Below are 16,733 nucleotides of genomic sequence, written 5' to 3' on the forward strand. Positions count from 1 at the left end.
GCCTTTTTAAGCCGATTCCGAACCGGCTCTGGCAAGGTCTCCCCATCGACCGGGAACATAATTCCGGCGGGGAGATAAAAAGCCGTGAGGCATCAAACAGCGACAGGTGGGGCCCATGCCCCGGGATCGGGCAGCGCATTGCGGCTCGATCCCCATTCACTTCCGGTTCGTTTCGAGGCGCATGATACCCGCGCCGACGGAGCGATCCGCCATATCGAACTGCATCGCACCCGCGTCGTCCTGCATCGTGCCGTCGGCGGCATGCGTATGGCGATCAATGTGCGCGTCAGCGATTTTCTCGGCGTCACCTTGCGCGGTCTCGACGACGGCAAGATGCTGATGCTCGCGCATCGCGATCCTTCACTGTCGATTCCATTGCTGGTCAGTTCGGATCGCGAAGAAATCGACATGGCCTGGCAGATGTGGAGCGAGATCTTCGCGCTTCCGCAATTGCCGGAAGAGAAGACTTACGAACCGTCGCAGCGCCGCCGTCGCCGCAATGCGATTCGCGAACGTCGCCCGAAATTTCTTGTGCGTCGTCGTCCGGGCGCTTTGCTCGGCGAAGCCGGTGTCTACAAGGATGAGCGCGAAATCATCGCACGAGACTAGATCGCGATGGGACCTGATAGATCCAACGCGCCGATTGCGATAAGTCGGTCGGCGCTAAGGTGCGTTTCCGAGGCGTGAGATCAGTGCGTCAGCTCGCTGCTTGAAGTTCTGCGCGACCTTTTCGCCACTGTTGACGCGCATCCTGACAATGGAGGCCATTCGAAGCGCTTCGGCGTCGTGACCTTCACCCAGTTCGACTTCTGCCAATCCAATGAGAAACATCAAATTATCGGGCTGTAACCCGTAGGCTTTCCTCAAGGGTCCAATAGCGTCATGCTGACGCCCATTCTTGCGTAAATTCTCTCCGTAATCGAATTGCAGGAACGCACTTCGTGGTACAGTCGCGACGCCAGTAAAAAGTGTGTCGCTTGCTTCCTTGGATTGGCCCAGGCTGCTGTAGATATTTGCCAAAGCGCGATACGCAAAGACGTTGGATCGGTCGAGGCGCAGGCCCTCCTTGAAAGCTTTGATCGACTCGTCATTCTGGTTGAGAGCCCGAAGCGCAAATCCCAGCGTGGTGAAGCTGTTGACTGAGCCCGGAGCGCGCTCCACACCCGCTTTGGCCGCCACCAGAGCTTCGTCAAATCGCCGCCCGGCAAGCAGGGCAAACGTCCGAGAGTACTCGGCCCCGACGAAAGCCGCGTCCATGGCTCTTGCCTGATCCGACGCCTGCAGGGCTTCAGCGGCTTGACCGCGGGATGCCAGAATGAATGATTTCAGATTGATCGCGTATTTTTCCGCGTCGGGATATCCTCCCGCAAGGGCTATCGCCGTCAGCCGCAATGCATTTTCTTCATCGCGATACTCCCGCCAATAAATTCCCGCCGCGATTTCGGGATCGATATGTTCAAGAAGGTTCAAGGCAGCCTTTCTGAAGAGACCGTCAGGGCCTTGCGATGTTTCGACATCGATCAGAGTCTCGCGACCGGGAGTCTGGCGCAAACGCAAACGCGTCAGGTCACGACCGTCTTCCTTGCGGGTCGTGATTTCTCCCGAGATCTGAGTGAGTGTCTTGCCAAGCACACGTTGTATCAACGACTGGACCGATTTGATATCAAGGTTGCCAGTTGGCGTTTCGATCGAAGACAGAGCTTCCAGAAGGTGCGCGTCGCCTATCTGCGTCTTGGGCTTGGCCGCGGTTGAACTCTTGTTCAGAATCGATATCTCATCAAGCAATTGCTGAGTGGCCGTTTCAGAAGAATAGCCGATCGCCTCGAACGACTGCGGTACGCGAAGGTATGACATCACGACGCCGGTATCGCGTATCGCATTCGATACGACAACTGTCGCAAGCACCGCGGGCACGACCGTTACAAAAACGACAGCGATCGCCTTTACGACGATCACCAGCTCGCCGAACGTGCGCTTCTCCAGCTGGGATTTCAGGAAATTCTTTTTTGGAGCAGCCGCACGCTGCCGCGGCGGCACAGTTTTCGATGTCACGGCTTTCGCTGACCGGACGGGCGCCACAATGGCGATCAGCGTATCGATGGAAGCAATTGAGCAGCAACCCGTCGATGGCCCTCCACTGTCAAATGAGTACCGTCCGACTGCTTCATGCCAGCCGCGAGCGCCGCCCATACGAGACGATCGGAGTGAACAATCCTGATCCCACGGGCGCGCAACTGCTGTTCTATGCTGGCCATATTCGCCTGACGCACAGCAGGATCGAAATTCGCTCGGCGGAAATCATTGGTGCCAAATTGCAAGATCACGATCTTTGTGCCGTTGGGCACCTCACTCGACAGGCGAGCCAGCATTCCGGTCGTCGTGTCGCCCGATATGCCGGCGTTCACCACGCGCATTCTGGAGCCCTTAGCCTCCAACATTGTCTGGAGCTGCGCCGGATAAGACTCGGAAGAACTCACCCCGCGACCTTGAGTGTTACTTCCACCGATCGCAACGATTTGCGCCGATGCGGGACAAAGCAAAGCTAAAAAGAAAAATGTCGCAATGTGCAAAGCGCACGCAATTTTCGAGAACGTCATGCCAATCCCCCAAATCAAATACAGAAACTGGGAAGGATAGCTCAATTCACGGGCAATCTTGAAAGCGTAGCTACATTCCAGGGATAGCGCAACTCTTAAGTCGACAGATGCCCAGCGTGGGCAAATGGCATCGACCGATTGCGGCATCGGACATGTTCGAGGTCGCGCTCTCGCATGGGGGAAGCAGTCAGGAATCTCCTGCCGCTTCACTCAAGGCAACCGCAATACCTTGACCGGATTCATCATCCGGTCGGGATCGAGTGCGAGTTTCACGCGCCGCATCAGATCGAGCTCGACTTCCGACGTGTAGAGCGGAAGCCGATCGATATGCATGCGGCCGATGCCGTGCTCGGCGCTGATACTGCCGCCACAGGCGACGCTTTCCTGATGCACAATGGTGTTGGCCTCGTGCGCCGCAGCCTCGCGGACCTGCGCATCGCCGATGTCGTAGGGAAACACGACGATCACATGCACATTGCCATCGCCGACATGCCCGCAATGCGCGACCTGCGCATTGGGCAGTTCGCGCTGCAGCCGACGCGTGACGCGGTCGATGAATTCCGGCAGCGCCGAGATCGGCACCGACGTATCGTTCGACACCGTAAAACCCTCGCGCTTGTTGGATTCAGAAATCGTGTGACGCAGGTTCCAGATCCGCTCGGCCTTGGCCTGATCGGTCGCAATCACCGCATCGCCGATGAGCCCTTCCTCCATCGCTGCGGCCAGTGCCGTCTCCAAGCTTTCCACGGCGTTCCAGTCCGCGGCGCTGTCCGCCAGTTCGAGCAGCACATACCATGGCGCCTCACCCGCCATCGGACTGCCGCTCGCAGAACCATGACGAAGCACGATCTGCAATTGGCTCTGCGACATCAGTTCAAAGGCCTCGACACGACCGCCCGTCGTGCGCTGCAGATACTGCAATAGCGCAATCGCCTGGCCGACCTCGTCCATCGACACCATTGCCGTCGCTGACACCATGAGCTTTGGATACAGTTTCAGCACAGCGGCGGTGACGATGCCGAGCGTACCCTCGGCTCCGATGAAGAGCTGCTTCAGATCGTAGCCGGTATTGTCCTTGCGCAGCGCCTTGAGGCCATTCCAGATCCGACCGTCTGCCAGCACCACTTCCAGTCCGAGCACCTGTTCGCGCATATTGCCGTAGCGCAGCACGCCGGTGCCGCCGGCATTGGTGGAGATCAGCCCGCCGACCTCGCAACTGCCGACGCTGCCGAGCAATACGGGAAACTGGCGGTCATGCTGCTCAGCCAGCGCACGCACATCCGCCAGAATGCAGCCGGCTTCCAGCGTCACCGCATTATTGAGCGGATCGACATTGCGCACGCGGTTGAGCCGCGAGACATTGACGATCAGGCAGTCCAGTCCATCCGGCGCAATGGCACCGCCGGTGAGCCCGGTATTGCCGGCTTGCGGCACGACCGCCACACCGAAGCTGCGGCAGACGCCCATCAGTGCCGCAACTTCCTCCGTACTTCCCGGCAGGGCTACAGCGACAGCAGCCCCGCGATAACGGGCGCGCCAGTCTTGCTGATAGGAATCGGCATCCATACCAGTGCGCACATATTTGCCGCTAATAACTGCGGCCACGGCAGCAAGAAATGCAGCAGGATCAGCTTTCAGAGACGTCAACACGCTATCCTTCCGCAGAGCTACTCAGCCTTCAGACCGGCGGCCTGGATGATCGGGCCCCACTTCACGCCCTCGGCCTTGACCTGTGCTTCGAGCTCGGCGCCGGTCGAGCCCACCGGATCGCCGCTCAGCTCGCGCAACTGCTTCGCCACGTCCGGATCGGCGACGGCCTTGCGGAACTCTGAACTCAACCGCTCGGCCAGCGCCGGCGCCATGCCGGGTGGGCCGAACACCGCGTTCCAAGTATAGGTCTCGTAGTCAGGCAGGCCGGACTCTGCAATGGTCGGGATATCAGGGAAGGACGGCGACCGCTTCTTGGTCGTGACGGCGAGCGTGCGGATCGAGCCCGCCTTGATGAACGGCGCCGCACCACTCAGCACGTCGAATAGAACCGGGATCTGTCCGCCCATCAGGTCGTTCATGGCCGGCGCGCCGCCGCGATAGGGCACGTGCTCCATCTTCACGCCGGCCTGCACCTTGAACAACTCGCCGGACAGATTTGGTGGCGTTCCCACGCCCGACGACCCGTAACTATATTTGCTCGGGTCGGCCTTGAGCAGCGCGATGAGTTCCTTCACGGTGGTCGCTTGCACCTGCTTGGACACCATCAGCACATTGGGCACCGTGACCAGCATCGAGATCGCCGTGAAATCCTTGACGGGATCGTAAGGCGGCACCTTCGCCATCAGCGGATTGATGGTGTGGGTAGAGATCGTGCCCATCAGCAATGTCAGCCCATCAGGCTTCGCGCGCGCGACCCGCGTGGCACCGACCACACCGCCAGCGCCGCCGACATTTTCAATGAGGATCGTTTGCCCTATCTGATCGGAGACCTTCTTGGCGACATGCCGACTGACGATGTCGGTGGCCCCGCCAGCTGCGAAAGGCACGACCAGCGTGATCGGGCTTTTCGGCAGGTCTGCCTGCGCCCAGACACTGGTACCTGGAATCATCATGCTGGACGCCGCAACGGCTGCCGAGCGGCAGAACGTGCGGCGCGTAATCTTGCTCGCCATTGTTTCCCTACCCTTGATGATGTTTTTGTTTCCCACACTGGTTTTCCAGCATTGGGTCTCCAGACGATCGTCAGAAGGGCGCCGCATCCACATGGATGAGCGCCCTTCCGTTTGTTCAGAGCGGCGCGTGTCCCAGCGCTGCACGGAATCGGTTCTTCACATAGACACCATCACGCGGCGGCAGCACGCGGGGCGGGTTTTCCGCTTTCACTTTGATCGTCGCGAGCTTGACGCCATCGCGCGACGACAGGCGAGTGCGCAGATCCTCCACGCCGGCCATATCGCGGATCTCGCGCGTCCAGCCGAAGCCGCAGGCTTGCGCCACGCGATCGAGATTGACGCCGAGCCCGGCGTGGCTGACCTGCATGCCGGTTTCGCCGAAATGCCCATTATCGAGAATCGCGATGGTGAGATTGGCTGGTTTACGCGTGGCGATGGTCGCGAGCCCGCCCATGCCCATCAGCATCTCGCCGTCGCCGGTGATGACCAGCACCGAATGATCGGGCTTCGCCGTCGCCAGCCCGAGGCCGACCATGGCCGCGCTGCCCATCGCCGCCCAAAGATAGTAGTTATTGTCGTGATCACCGGCAGCCATCACGTCATAGGATGGTGAGCCGAGGCCAGTCACAACAAGCAGATCCTTGCGGCCAGCCAGCAGCTTCTGCACGACCTCGCGGCGATCGAGCGCGCCGGTTGCGTTTACTTGACCCACTGCTTCTCTCCGATCAAACGCTGCCCCAGGAGCAATGCGCAGGCCGCATCACCATTGAATGCCATCGATGCCGCACCATGCAACAGCGGTGCGACATCCTGCGGCTCATCGGCGCGCCAGGTCAGCACGCCCATCAGGTTGAGCGCCTTCTCGGTCGCCTGCCCCATCGGATTTTGCCACGCATTGAACTCCGCCCAGTCGCCGCGCATGGTCACGACCATCAGCAGAGGAAAGCGCGTGCAGGCCTGCAGCGCCAGCGTGTTGATACAATTTCCGACGCCGCTGGACTGCATCAACAGCGCACCGCGCTCACCGCCGAGCCAGGCGCCCGCGAGATAGCCGATGCCTTCCTCCTCGGTGGTCAGCACCACGGAGTTGATCGCATTGTCTTCGTCGGCGAGACGGATCGCCGTGGAATGGCCGGCATCGGGCACATAGACGATGTGCTTGACGTCGGCCTCCTTCAGGATGCGGAACACATCGTGCCGCCAATCCACCTGTGAACCGGGCGTGGGCCCTGCATCTGACATTCCAGTCTCCGTTGCTTGCAGCATAGCGCTGACTCACGCTTAGCCCAAAGCAGACGGCCCGACGCATACCGATTTGCTCGAAGAGATATGCCGAGATTTGATCTCTGGCGTTGCAGCACTCGACAGCGCGCAAATGGTGCGACGCAGCTACGTTTTCCTGGGATCGATCATGTGGCCGACCCAGATATTCCGGGCGACGAGATCGGCCGCGATCTCCGTGAATGTATCGCCGACAAAGCGCGCCGCTGCGCTGACCGAGCGGTCTGCCGGATAGGCCAGCACCAATTTGCGCGCCGGTGTGGGATCGATCAGCGGCGCCGCACAGAGCACGCCGCTCTCGACCAGCGCATGGATCGGCGCGAGCGGCAAAGCGGTGGAGCCGACGCCGTTGCGCACCAGATCGATCATCGCGCCGAAGGAGTCCGCCTCGACGCTGCCGCGCAATCGAATGCCCGCCTGCCGCGCGCATTCCTCCATGATTCCGCGCAAGCCATGGCGGAGGCTCGGCAGAACCAGCTCTTCGTGAGCCAGCTCTGCGAACGGAACGGGACGATCCATCCGCAATCCCTTGCTGCCGGCGCTGACGAATAACAGGTTCTCCATCATCACCGGCACGATGCGGAGCGAACGCAGCGGCTGCGGATCGTAGGACACGGCGAGCTCCAGTTCGCCGCGTTGCAGCCAGTCGAGCAGATGGCCCGTGAAGGCCGATGACAGCCGGATCGAGAGCTGCGGATGCACCTCCTTGATCTTCTTCACCAGGGGAACGGTGACGATCTCGGCTACGGTCGGCGTGGTGCCGATGGAGACGACGCCCTTGAACGAGGCGCTCTCTTCGGATGTGACATTGCGGATGGCATCGAGCTCGGTCATCACGCGGGTCGCGTGGTTGAGAACGTCGCGGCCGATCTCGGTGATGATCATGCCGCGCCCATGCCGTTCGAACAGCGCGGCGCCGAGCTCCTTTTCCAGAAGTCTGATCTGCCGGCTCAAGGCCGGCTGCGCAATGCGAAGGCGATCGGCGGCCTTGCTCAGGCTTCCCAGTTCGGCCACGTGAATGAGTGTCTTGAGCTGCGCGACGTCCATCTCTGCGGTCCACCAATGCCTAGGAAGGCGCGATTACGCCGCCCGCATGATGGCATCCACAAGCAATCCTGCAAACAGCAGCAGTCCCGCATCGCGGTTGGATTTGAACAGCCGCAGGCATAGCGCGGAGTCGCTGATATCGGTGCGTGCGACCTGCCAGACCAGATGCAGGGCGAATGCTGCAAGGCCGAGCCATGCCGGCCAGCGTGCGCCAGCCAGTGCTAGCGCCGCGCCGATCAGCAACACGGCAAGCCCGTAGAACAGCGTCAGCGCGGCCTGCGTGCGTTCCCCAAACAACAGCGCGGTGGACTTCACGCCGATCAGCGCGTCGTCCTCGGTGTCCTGATGAGCGTAGAGCGTGTCATAGGCGATCACCCAGCAGATCGAACCCGCGTACAAAGCCAGCGCTGTTGCATCGATGCGGCCGAACACGACAGCAAAGCCCATCAGCGCGCCCCACGAGAAGGCGAGGCCCAGCACGCTCTGTGGCCAATAGGTGATGCGCTTCATGAAGGGATAGGCGGCAACGATGCCGAGCGAGGCGATGCCGGTGGCAATGGCGAAAGTGTTAAACTGAAGCAGCACCACGAGACCGATGAGGGCCTGCAGCACCAGAAATGCAAAAGCCTGTTTCGCCGTGACCTGCCCGGCCGGAATCGGCCGCGAGCGTGTGCGCTCCACCTTGGCGTCGAGGTCGCGATCGGTGATGTCGTTCCAAGTGCAGCCGGCGCCGCGCATGACGAAGGCGCCGATAAAGAACAGCGCGATCATCTTGGGTAGTTGATGGATATCATGCGCCATGCCGGAGGCGAGCGCCGCCGACCACCAGCATGGCATCAGCAGCAACCATGAGCCGATCGGACGATCGAAGCGCGACAGCCGCAGATAGGGCCGCGACCACAACGGCGCCGAGCGATCGACCCAGTTGCCGGTCGCATCCGCAACGCGGGCAGCCGCGTCGCTCATTGGAACAGAATGATCTGCCACCCGATCATCGGGTGAGCACGTTGCCGTTCAGCGTATCGAAGGTGGTGCCGCCGCTCTTGCGCGCATTATTCGCTTCCGGCAGCGACGCTGAGGAGCCCAGCACGTCGCTCAGACGCGGCGCTGCCACCGGGCCGCCACCACCGCCACCCCGTTGCTGCTGCGCGACGCTGCAGACCTTCTGCCGCATGCCTTCAGTGTTCTTGTGGCCGGTCTTCATCTGTTCGCCGACATTGGGCGGAATGCCGCACTTCTGCGCATTCGCCTCGATGTATTTGATCATCTTGACTTCGGTCTGCGAGAAAGAGGTGATCAGCTTGCAGGCCTCGTCCGGAGGCGCGCGACGCTCGCTCGCAGCCTTGATGGCAGCGCCCTTCTTTTCGGCGTCCTGGCGCAGGGGCAGAAAGCCCTTCATGCAATCTTCGCCGCCGGGCGGCCCCGCCTGTTGCTGCGGAGGAGCGCCAAAGCCGCCACCACCGATCGGCGCAGCGCCGTTGGAGGGAAACGCGCTGGGCGCAGTGGCCGCACCATTGACCGGCGGAAATGGCGATGCGCTGGCAGGCGCACCGTTCACCGGCGGGAACGGCGACGAACTCGCAGGCGCAGCCGAGCTGTTGCCCGGCAGCGGCGCGGGAAACGCGCCCTGGGCATGAACTTCGATAGCCTGCATGGCGAACACGGCCATGGACAGCGGCACAATCAAACGACGGATGATCACAGATATTCCTCCGGCAGCTCAGTGCCCCGATCGATCGGGGGCGAAGCCCATCCTGATTCAGGACTTTCTACGATTCCTGCCAAGCCTTAACAACCCACCAACAGCACGCGGATTCGGGCGGCAGCGCGGCGCAAACCCGCGTTCTCGCATGATAATTCGTCGCAGTTGGGCTAAAGCTCGCCCTCTGAATGGAACATGAACGATGCCGCAAGCCGATTTCCGCAGTCCCCGCCTGTTTGTCGATGCGCCTTTTGCAGCCGATACGACCATTTCGCTCGATCGTAACCAGAGCAACTACCTCGGCAATGTGCTGCGGCTGGGCTCCGGCGCCTCGGTGCTGGTGTTCAACGGCAAGGACGGCGAATGGCAGGCCGCCATTTCCGGCGGCAAGCGGGCGGACCGCCTGACCCTGCTGACCCAGGTCCGGCCGCAGGATCGCCTGCCCGACGTGACATACGTGTTTGCACCGCTGAAACACGCCCGGCTGGACTACATGGTCCAGAAGGCCATCGAAATGGGCGCGGCGGCACTGCAGCCGGTGATGACGCGCTTTACGCAGGCCAGCCGGGTGAATACCGAGCGGATGCGCGCCAACGTGGTCGAGGCGGCCGAACAATGCGGAATTCTGAGCGTGGCCAGCGTCGCCGAGCCGCTGAACCTGCCCAAATATCTCGACCAGCGGGATGCCAAACGGCTGCTGATCTTCTGCGACGAAGCCGCCGAGGTGGCCGATCCCATGACCGCGCTGACCGGCGCCCGGGAGGCCGCAGCGAACGGAATCGACGTCTTGATCGGCCCGGAGGGCGGCTTTGCCGAGGAAGAACGGGCTCTTCTGCTGAAACAGGCCAATATTCTCCGGCTGGCGCTGGGACCCCGGATCATGCGCGCCGATACAGCCGCGGTGGCTGCGCTGGCGCTGGTGCAGACTGCCCTTGGTGACTGGAATGGTAACCAAGTAGGCAAATAGCCCGCTGCCATGACCCGACATTAAGGCCACCGGGCGATGGTGGTCGAAACGTCGCAACCGCCATGCTATGGGCTGCGCCAACGACCACTCTGTTGAGATTGCTGGACTTCGAGATGACCAAACCCGCCGCCCCTCGCGCGACCGGATCCGCCGCCTGGGCGGATGCGCTGCTGTTGTCGTTTGCCGAGGCCGGCTACGCCCATGCCGAGCCGGCGATCCTGCAGCCGGCCGATCCGTTCCTCGATATGTCCGGCGAAGACATCCGCAAAAGCCTTTACTTGACGACTGACGCCTCCGGCGAAGAGCTGTGCCTGCGGCCGGATCTCACGATCCCCGTGGCGCGCGATTATCTCGCCTCACCGCAGGCCGGCCACCCCGCCGGCTTCAGCTATCTCGGCCCGGTGTTCCGCTATCGGCAGGGCACGCCCAGCGAATTCCAGCAAGCCGGCATCGAATCCTTCGGCCGTCAGGATCGCGCCGCCGCCGATGCCGAAATGCTGGCGCTCGGCCTGGAGGCAACGGCCGCCTTTGGCCTCAGCGATATCGAGATCCGCACCGGCGACGTCGCCCTCTTCGCAGCGCTGATCGAGGCGCTCGACCTCTATCCGGTGTGGAAGCGCCGGCTGATGAAGGATTTCAACCGCAAGGTCAGCCTGACCCACGACCTCGACCGGCTGACCCTCGCGGAGTCGCCGGTCCGCAACGAATATGAAGGTGTGCTCGCCGCGCTCGCAGGCTCCGACCGCAAGGCAGCGCTGGCACTGGTCACCGACCTGATGTCGATCGCCGGCGCCACCAATGTCGGTGGCCGTTCGGTGGCGGAAATCGCCGATCGCTTCCTCGAACAGTCGACGCTGAAAGGCGGCGCACTGCCGCGCGACGCGCTGGTGCTGATCAAGCGCTTCCTCGCGATCTCAGGCGATCCCGACGATGCCCTGCAGCAACTGCGCAAGCTCGCCTCCGATGCCAAACTCAACATCACGGCCGCCATCGACGAATTTGAAAGCCGCATCGGCTTCATGGCGGCGCGCGGTATCGATACCACCAAGACGCGTTTCTCGACCTCATTCGGCCGCGGCGTCGACTACTACACCGGCTTCGAATTCGAACTGCACCGCAAGGGCAACGGCACCGAGCCGCTGGTCGCCGGCGGCCGTTATGATGGACTGCTGACGCAGCTCGGCTCCGCTACGCCGATTCCTGCGGTCGGCTTCTCGATCTGGATCGAAGCCCTCACTCACAACGCGTCCTCGGCGCTGGTTTCCGGGAGCGCGTCATGACCGCACCATTCGTTCTCGCCGTTCCGTCCAAGGGCCGTCTGCAGGAAAACGCCGAAGCCTTCTTCACCCGCGCGGGCCTGACGCTGGCGAAGCCGGGCGGCGTGCGCGATTACCGCGGCACCATTGCCGGCTTCGACAATGTCGAAATCGCCTATCTCTCGGCCAGCGAGATCGCCTCGAATCTGGCGCGCGGCGCCGTGCATCTCGGCATCACCGGCGAAGATCTGCTGCGCGAGAGCATCCCCGACGCCGACAAGAAGGTCGCTTTGATCGATGGCCTGGGCTTTGGCAGCGCCAATGTGGTCGTTGCCGTGCCTCAGGCCTGGATCGACGTCCGCACCATGGCCGATCTCGATGACGTCACCACCGGCTTCCGCGCGCAGCACAATCGCCGCATGCGCGTCGCCACGAAGTATATCAACCTGACACGCAACTTCTTCGCGTCACACGGCGTGGTCGACTATCGCATCGTCGAAAGCGCCGGCGCCACCGAGGGCGCACCGGCCACCGGCACGGCCGAACTGATCGTCGACATCACCACCACCGGCGCGACCCTCGTCGCCAACGGTCTCAAGGTGCTCGATGACGGCGTCATCCTGCGCAGCCAGGCCAATCTCGTCGCCTCGCGCGCCGCCGACTGGTCGCCGCAGTCCCTGGAAACTGCGCGCATCATTCTCGACCACATTGCCGCGCGCGCCCGCGCCAGCAAATACAAGGAAGTGCGCACCCGCTTCGCCGGCTGCAATCAGCCGCTCCTCACCGAGGCTCATAACCGCTTCGGCGTGGTGTCGCCGTTCGGCGGCCCGACCTCGTCAGGCATGATCACGCTACACTGCCCGCCGGCGCAGCTTTACGCGCTGAGCAGCTTCCTGCGCGCCAACGGCGCAGATACCGTCTCGGTCGCCTCGCTCGACTATGTGATGGATCGCGAGAATCCGCTGTTCGCCAAACTTGAGGCGTTCTTGCGGCAGTAACGCGCAGCGTGGCGTTTCGCCTTGCTGGCGGACGCACTGGCTGATTACCATATGATTCATGAGCTTATTTTGGATATCGGAATCTGATCGATGATGCTGGGCAGCGACGTATCGAGCCTGTCGACCGATGCCGCGACCGCCGCGGCACAAGGCCTGTCGATCGTTGTGCCAGTTTACAACGAGGCGCCCGGCCTTGCCTTGTTTCATGAGCGGCTGGCGACGCTTGCGACTACACTGAAAGAACGCCACGGCCTCGCCTGCGAAGTCGTCTATGTCGATGACGGCAGCTCCGACGGCACGCTGGCGGTTGCGCGCAGCCTGCAGGCCACATCGCTCGACGTTCAGGTCGTGTCGCTGTCGCGCAATTTCGGCAAGGAAGCCGCGCTGATGGCGGGACTCGATCACGTCAGCAAGGGCGCCGTGCTGTTCATGGATGGCGACGGCCAGCATCCACCGGCACTGGTCGAACAGCTGGTGCGGCACTGGATCGTCGAAGGCTATGACGTCGTTTATACCGCCAAGGCCCATCGCGACAACGAGTCCTTCCTGCGCCGCCAGGCCGTGCGCGGCTTCTATGCGCTGATCAACTGGGGCGCGCGGCAGAAGATCCCGGAAGATGCCGGCGACTTCCGTCTGCTGTCACCGCGTGCGGCTGCGGCGTTGCGCCAGTTGCCGGAGCGCAACCGGTTCTTCAAGGGACTGGCGACCTGGATCGGCTTCCGCCAGCTCCGCGTCGACTACGAACCGGCGGCACGCGAGCACGGCGTGACCTCGTTCAATCCGAAGCAGTTGATCGGCCTGTCGATCGAAGGCCTGACCTCGTTCTCGGTGGCTCCGCTGCGTTTCGCCAGCCTGCTCGGTCTGCTGCTCGCCTTCGGCGCGTTCCTGTTCGGTCTGTCGATCCTGTGGGAGACATGGGTCTCCGGCAAGTCTGTCCCGGGCTATCCATCGCTGGTCGTCGGCCTGATGACCCTCGGCGGCGTGCAGCTGATCATGATCGGGGTGCTCGGCGAATATATCGGCAAGATCCTGTCCGAACTGAAGGCGCGGCCGATCTATTTCGTCGCCGAGCACAGCGTGAAGCGTAACGCGACCGATAGCACGGCGCAAACCACCGACCGGACCGCTGCCGAATGACCGGCGCAGCCCTGCGCCGCATCACACTCTGCGCCGACGATTACGGCATCAGCCCCGGCGTCAATCAGGGCATCCGCGAACTCATTGCGCTTGGACGCCTCAACGCCACATCCGTGATGGTGGTCGGTCCCGTGATTTCGCGCGATGACGTGAGTGCGTTGCAGGACGCCGTCGCCAAGAATCCGAATTGCGAGATCGGCCTCCACGCGACACTGACCGCCCCGTTTCATCCGCTGACGATGCACTACCGGCCGCTGCTCGACGAGCTGTTCCTGCCGCTCGGCAAGATGCTGCGCTTCAGCCTGTTGCGAAAACTCGATCGCGAGGCGATCGAAACCGAGCTGACGACGCAGATCGCGAAATTTGTGGCCCTGTTCGGGCGCGCCCCCGACTATATCGACGGACACCAGCACGTGCAGACCTTCCCGCAGGTGCGCGATGCCCTCCTCGCCGCAATGAAGAAAAGTGCGCCGAAGGCCTGGGTTCGGCAATCCGGCCGCGTGCTGCCGTTAGGCCAACGCCTCGATAATCCGAAAGCGCTGCTGCTCGACACGCTCAGCGCCACGTTCCGCCGACGTGCGACGCGCGCCGGCGTGACGTTCAATCCGGGATTCGCCGGCGCCTATGACTTCACCAAGCATGCCGACTTCGGCACGCTCATGGCCGGTTTCCTCAACGACCTTCCGGATGGCGGACTCGTGATGTGCCACCCGGGTCATGTCGATGAGATCCTGATCGACCTCGACCCGTTCACCGACCAGCGCGAGCGCGAATATCAATATCTGGCAAGCGATGCCTTCGTGCAGTTGCTGGCGACAAACAACGTCACGCTGGCGCGCTAGTCGGCAAACTGTCCACTCGCCTTGATGATCGGCGCCCAGCGATCGACCTCGCTATCGAGCTGCTTCTTCAATGCCTGCGGCGTCGCCTGATCCTGCGGCACCGGATCGGTGTTGATGTCGTTGAAGCGCTTGATCAGTTCGGGATCGCGCAACGAATCCTGCAGCACCTTCGCCAGTTTCTGCACGATATCGTCAGGAGTTCCCTTTGGCGCGTAGATGCCATGCCAGGCGCCCGCCTCAAAACCCTTCAGGCCGGCTTCATCCGCGGTGGGCAGGTCCGGCATGGACGACAAACGCGTCTTCGTCGTGATCGCGTAGCTCTTCACAAGTTTCGCCGCGATCGGGCCGGTGGTGTTGGTGGTCTGGTCACAAGTGAGATCGATCTGGCCGGCGATCAGATCGTTCATCACCGGGCCGTTGCCCTTGTAGGGCACCGACAGGATCTGCTTGTCGATGGCATTCATGAACATCAGGCCACAGAGCTGCGAGGCGGCGCCGAGGCCGGCATTGCCGAATGTCATCTTGTCGCCGTTGGCCTTGATATAGGTGATCAGCTCGGCGAGCGTGTTCGGCGGCAGGTTCGGCCTGGAGATGATGGTCATCGGCGCATTGGTGACGAGGCCGATCGGCGCGAAGGCGGTCTTGGTGTCGTAAGGCAGTTTGCGATACAGCGTCGCAGCCGTAGAAATTCCGATGTGATGGATCAGGATCGTGTAGCCGTCCGGCTCGGCGCGAGCCGCGCGTGCGGCGGCAATGGTGCCGCCGGCGCCTGTGGCGTTTTCGATGATGATGGTCTGGCCGAGCAATTTTGACATGGTCGCAGCGGTGACGCGCGCGACGGTGTCGGTGGCCCCACCGGCCGCGAACGGCACCAGCATGGTGATCGGCCTGTTGGGATAGCCCTGTGCGAAGGCAGCGGAGCTTGCCAGCGTAATCGCAAACGCAAGTGTAGCTGTGGCTTTCATGAGATCCTCCCTGAATATTGTTTTGATTTATTGAAGGCGAACGCCCCGGTGAGACCGGGGCGTTCGGAAATCGCGTCAGACGTTCGAACTATGGATCGCGTCCACCACTGCGTCGGTCACTTCTTTCGTCGTGGCCTTGCCGCCGACATCCGGTGTGATGATGCCGGCTTCACAGACCTTCTCCACCGCACGCATCAATCGCGCCGATGCATCCGGCTCGCCAAGATGATCGAGCATCTGCGCGGCGGTCCAGAAGCTGGCGACGGGATTGGCGATGCCCTTGCCGGTGATGTCGAAAGCCGAACCGTGGATCGGTTCGAACATCGAGGGGAAGCGCCGTTCCGGGTCGATATTCGCCGTCGGCGCGACACCGAGGCTGCCGGCCAGTGCGCCGGCGAGGTCGGAGAGAATGTCGGCGTGAAGATTGGTGGCGACGATGGTGTCGAGGCTCTGCGGCTTCAGCGTCATCCGCACGGTCATGGCGTCGACCAGCATCTTGTCCCAGGTGACGTCAGGGAAGTCCTTCGACACTTCGTCAGCGATCTCGTCCCACATCACCATGCCGTGGCGCTGCGCGTTCGACTTGGTGACGACAGTGAGCAGCTTGCGCGGACGTGACTGCGCGAGCTTGAACGCGTAGCGCATGATCCTGACTACGCCGACCCGGGTGAACACCGAGACTTCGGTACCGACTTCCTCCGGCAGCCCGCGATGTACGCGACCGCCGCAACCGGCATATTCGCCTTCGGAATTTTCCCGCACGATCACCCAGTCGAGATCGCCAGTTTTGACACCGCGCAGTGGCGAGGTGATGCCGGGCAGGATCTTGGTGGGGCGCACATTGGCGTATTGGTCGAAGCCCTGGCAGATCGGCAGCCGCAGGCCCCACAGCGTGATGTGATCGGGCACATCGGGCGCCCCCACCGCACCGAAATAGATCGCGTCGAACTTCTTCAGCTTCGGCAGGCCGTCGGCCGGCATCATCACGCCGTGCTTGCGGTAATAGGCCGAGCCCCAATCAAACGTTTCGACATTGAAAGTCACGTCGCCGATGCGCTTTTGCAGCGCTTCCAGCACGCGTGTACCGGCGGCGATGACTTCGGGTCCGATCCCGTCGGCCGGGATGGCCGCGATGGAATATTCGCGCATGGTGAGGTCTCTGCTGGGTTGAACTGGCTCTCCCCACCCTGCAGGCGGGCCACGCCGGGCTCAATCGCGGTTGTTTATACAAATAAATGATATAATAACTCCTGAGGCGGCCGAAGGGCGCCATCGGGA

The 16,733-nt window shown here is 62.3% G+C and carries 17 protein-coding genes; 6 read left to right on the forward strand and 11 right to left on the reverse strand.

Annotated features, from left to right (window positions below; genetic code table 11):
• Window positions 1-84: 84 nt before the first annotated feature.
• Window positions 85-609, forward strand: a complete 525-nt coding sequence (locus tag BLW80_RS20275; RefSeq protein WP_093759370.1) for a DUF6101 family protein — start codon at window positions 85-87, stop codon at window positions 607-609.
• A gap of 54 nt (window positions 610-663) precedes the next feature.
• Here BLW80_RS20275 and BLW80_RS20280 read toward each other — a convergent pair whose 3' ends face one another.
• The 9 genes from BLW80_RS20280 to BLW80_RS20320 form a co-directional block, all read right to left on the reverse strand.
• A complete protein-coding gene (locus BLW80_RS20280; RefSeq protein ID WP_139285869.1) occupies window positions 664-2,052 on the reverse strand; it encodes a tetratricopeptide repeat protein in 1,389 nt (462 codons plus the stop codon).
• A 35-nt stretch (window positions 2,053-2,087) separates the two neighbouring features.
• Window positions 2,088-2,744: a GDSL-type esterase/lipase family protein gene (locus tag BLW80_RS20285; protein ID WP_244528358.1), complete on the reverse strand. Its 657-nt coding sequence runs from the start codon at window positions 2,742-2,744 to the stop codon at window positions 2,088-2,090.
• A 63-nt stretch (window positions 2,745-2,807) separates the two neighbouring features.
• Entirely contained in the window at window positions 2,808-4,244 is a 1,437-nt protein-coding gene (locus BLW80_RS20290; protein ID WP_210185342.1) for an FAD-binding oxidoreductase, read from the reverse strand.
• Window positions 4,245-4,264: 20 nt separating this feature from the next.
• Window positions 4,265-5,260: a Bug family tripartite tricarboxylate transporter substrate binding protein gene (locus BLW80_RS20295; RefSeq protein WP_093759373.1), complete on the reverse strand. Its 996-nt coding sequence runs from the start codon at window positions 5,258-5,260 to the stop codon at window positions 4,265-4,267.
• A gap of 115 nt (window positions 5,261-5,375) precedes the next feature.
• Complete coding sequence (locus tag BLW80_RS20300) at window positions 5,376-5,972, reverse strand: thiamine pyrophosphate-dependent enzyme (protein WP_093759374.1); 597 nt, start codon at window positions 5,970-5,972, stop codon at window positions 5,376-5,378.
• Window positions 5,960-6,502: a thiamine pyrophosphate-binding protein gene (locus tag BLW80_RS20305; protein WP_089261903.1), complete on the reverse strand. Its 543-nt coding sequence runs from the start codon at window positions 6,500-6,502 to the stop codon at window positions 5,960-5,962. Before BLW80_RS20305 ends, BLW80_RS20300 begins: the two co-directional genes overlap by 13 nt.
• Before the next feature lie 147 nt (window positions 6,503-6,649).
• Entirely contained in the window at window positions 6,650-7,588 is a 939-nt protein-coding gene (locus BLW80_RS20310) for a LysR substrate-binding domain-containing protein (RefSeq protein ID WP_093759375.1), read from the reverse strand.
• Window positions 7,589-7,621: 33 nt separating this feature from the next.
• Window positions 7,622-8,554, reverse strand: coding sequence for a 4-hydroxybenzoate octaprenyltransferase (ubiA, locus tag BLW80_RS20315; protein WP_093759376.1), 933 nt, complete (start codon window positions 8,552-8,554; stop codon window positions 7,622-7,624).
• Window positions 8,555-8,579: 25 nt separating this feature from the next.
• Complete coding sequence (locus BLW80_RS20320; RefSeq protein ID WP_244528406.1) at window positions 8,580-9,287, reverse strand: hypothetical protein; 708 nt, start codon at window positions 9,285-9,287, stop codon at window positions 8,580-8,582.
• Window positions 9,288-9,492: 205 nt separating this feature from the next.
• Here BLW80_RS20320 and BLW80_RS20325 point away from each other — a divergent pair, with 205 nt between their 5' ends.
• From BLW80_RS20325 to BLW80_RS20345, 5 genes are all read left to right on the forward strand, one after another.
• Window positions 9,493-10,257, forward strand: a complete 765-nt coding sequence (locus tag BLW80_RS20325) for a 16S rRNA (uracil(1498)-N(3))-methyltransferase (protein ID WP_093759377.1) — start codon at window positions 9,493-9,495, stop codon at window positions 10,255-10,257.
• A 113-nt stretch (window positions 10,258-10,370) separates the two neighbouring features.
• Entirely contained in the window at window positions 10,371-11,537 is a 1,167-nt protein-coding gene (locus BLW80_RS20330) for an ATP phosphoribosyltransferase regulatory subunit (RefSeq protein ID WP_093759378.1), read from the forward strand.
• Complete coding sequence (hisG, locus tag BLW80_RS20335; protein WP_093759379.1) at window positions 11,534-12,511, forward strand: ATP phosphoribosyltransferase; 978 nt, start codon at window positions 11,534-11,536, stop codon at window positions 12,509-12,511. Before BLW80_RS20330 ends, hisG begins: the two co-directional genes overlap by 4 nt.
• Before the next feature lie 93 nt (window positions 12,512-12,604).
• Window positions 12,605-13,648, forward strand: coding sequence for a glycosyltransferase family 2 protein (locus tag BLW80_RS20340; protein WP_170849769.1), 1,044 nt, complete (start codon window positions 12,605-12,607; stop codon window positions 13,646-13,648).
• Complete coding sequence (locus tag BLW80_RS20345; RefSeq protein ID WP_093759381.1) at window positions 13,645-14,490, forward strand: ChbG/HpnK family deacetylase; 846 nt, start codon at window positions 13,645-13,647, stop codon at window positions 14,488-14,490. The genes BLW80_RS20340 and BLW80_RS20345 overlap by 4 nt, the downstream gene beginning before the upstream one ends.
• Here BLW80_RS20345 and BLW80_RS20350 read toward each other — a convergent pair.
• The gene (locus tag BLW80_RS20350; RefSeq protein WP_093759382.1) at window positions 14,487-15,455 is read right to left on the reverse strand and encodes a tripartite tricarboxylate transporter substrate-binding protein; all 969 of its coding nucleotides are present in this window, start codon (window positions 15,453-15,455) and stop codon (window positions 14,487-14,489) included. The two genes, BLW80_RS20345 and BLW80_RS20350, sit on opposite strands and share 4 nt — an antisense overlap.
• Before the next feature lie 75 nt (window positions 15,456-15,530).
• Complete coding sequence (locus BLW80_RS20355) at window positions 15,531-16,604, reverse strand: tartrate dehydrogenase (protein WP_093759383.1); 1,074 nt, start codon at window positions 16,602-16,604, stop codon at window positions 15,531-15,533.
• Window positions 16,605-16,733: the final 129 nt, after the last annotated feature.

This window comes from Tardiphaga sp. OK245 (genome assembly GCF_900108575.1).
GTDB classification, from domain to species: Bacteria; Pseudomonadota; Alphaproteobacteria; order Rhizobiales; family Xanthobacteraceae; genus Tardiphaga; species Tardiphaga robiniae.

Excerpts from the sequence above, each read along its gene's own strand:
- hisG (WP_093759379.1), top strand. The coding sequence starts at position 11,534 with ATGACCGCACCATTCGTTCTCGCCGTTCCGTCCAAGGGCCGTCTGCAG.
- BLW80_RS20285 (WP_244528358.1), bottom strand. The coding sequence starts at position 2,744 with ATGCCGCAATCGGTCGATGCCATTTGCCCACGCTGGGCATCTGTCGAC.
- BLW80_RS20345 (WP_093759381.1), top strand. The coding sequence starts at position 13,645 with ATGACCGGCGCAGCCCTGCGCCGCATCACACTCTGCGCCGACGATTAC.
- BLW80_RS20340 (WP_170849769.1), top strand. The coding sequence starts at position 12,605 with ATGCTGGGCAGCGACGTATCGAGCCTGTCGACCGATGCCGCGACCGCC.
- ubiA (WP_093759376.1), bottom strand. The coding sequence starts at position 8,554 with ATGAGCGACGCGGCTGCCCGCGTTGCGGATGCGACCGGCAACTGGGTC.
- BLW80_RS20355 (WP_093759383.1), bottom strand. The coding sequence starts at position 16,604 with ATGCGCGAATATTCCATCGCGGCCATCCCGGCCGACGGGATCGGACCC.
- BLW80_RS20310 (WP_093759375.1), bottom strand. The coding sequence starts at position 7,588 with ATGGACGTCGCGCAGCTCAAGACACTCATTCACGTGGCCGAACTGGGA.
- BLW80_RS20305 (WP_089261903.1), bottom strand. The coding sequence starts at position 6,502 with ATGTCAGATGCAGGGCCCACGCCCGGTTCACAGGTGGATTGGCGGCAC.
- BLW80_RS20350 (WP_093759382.1), bottom strand. The coding sequence starts at position 15,455 with ATGAAAGCCACAGCTACACTTGCGTTTGCGATTACGCTGGCAAGCTCC.
- BLW80_RS20330 (WP_093759378.1), top strand. The coding sequence starts at position 10,371 with ATGACCAAACCCGCCGCCCCTCGCGCGACCGGATCCGCCGCCTGGGCG.
- BLW80_RS20295 (WP_093759373.1), bottom strand. The coding sequence starts at position 5,260 with ATGGCGAGCAAGATTACGCGCCGCACGTTCTGCCGCTCGGCAGCCGTT.
- BLW80_RS20325 (WP_093759377.1), top strand. The coding sequence starts at position 9,493 with ATGCCGCAAGCCGATTTCCGCAGTCCCCGCCTGTTTGTCGATGCGCCT.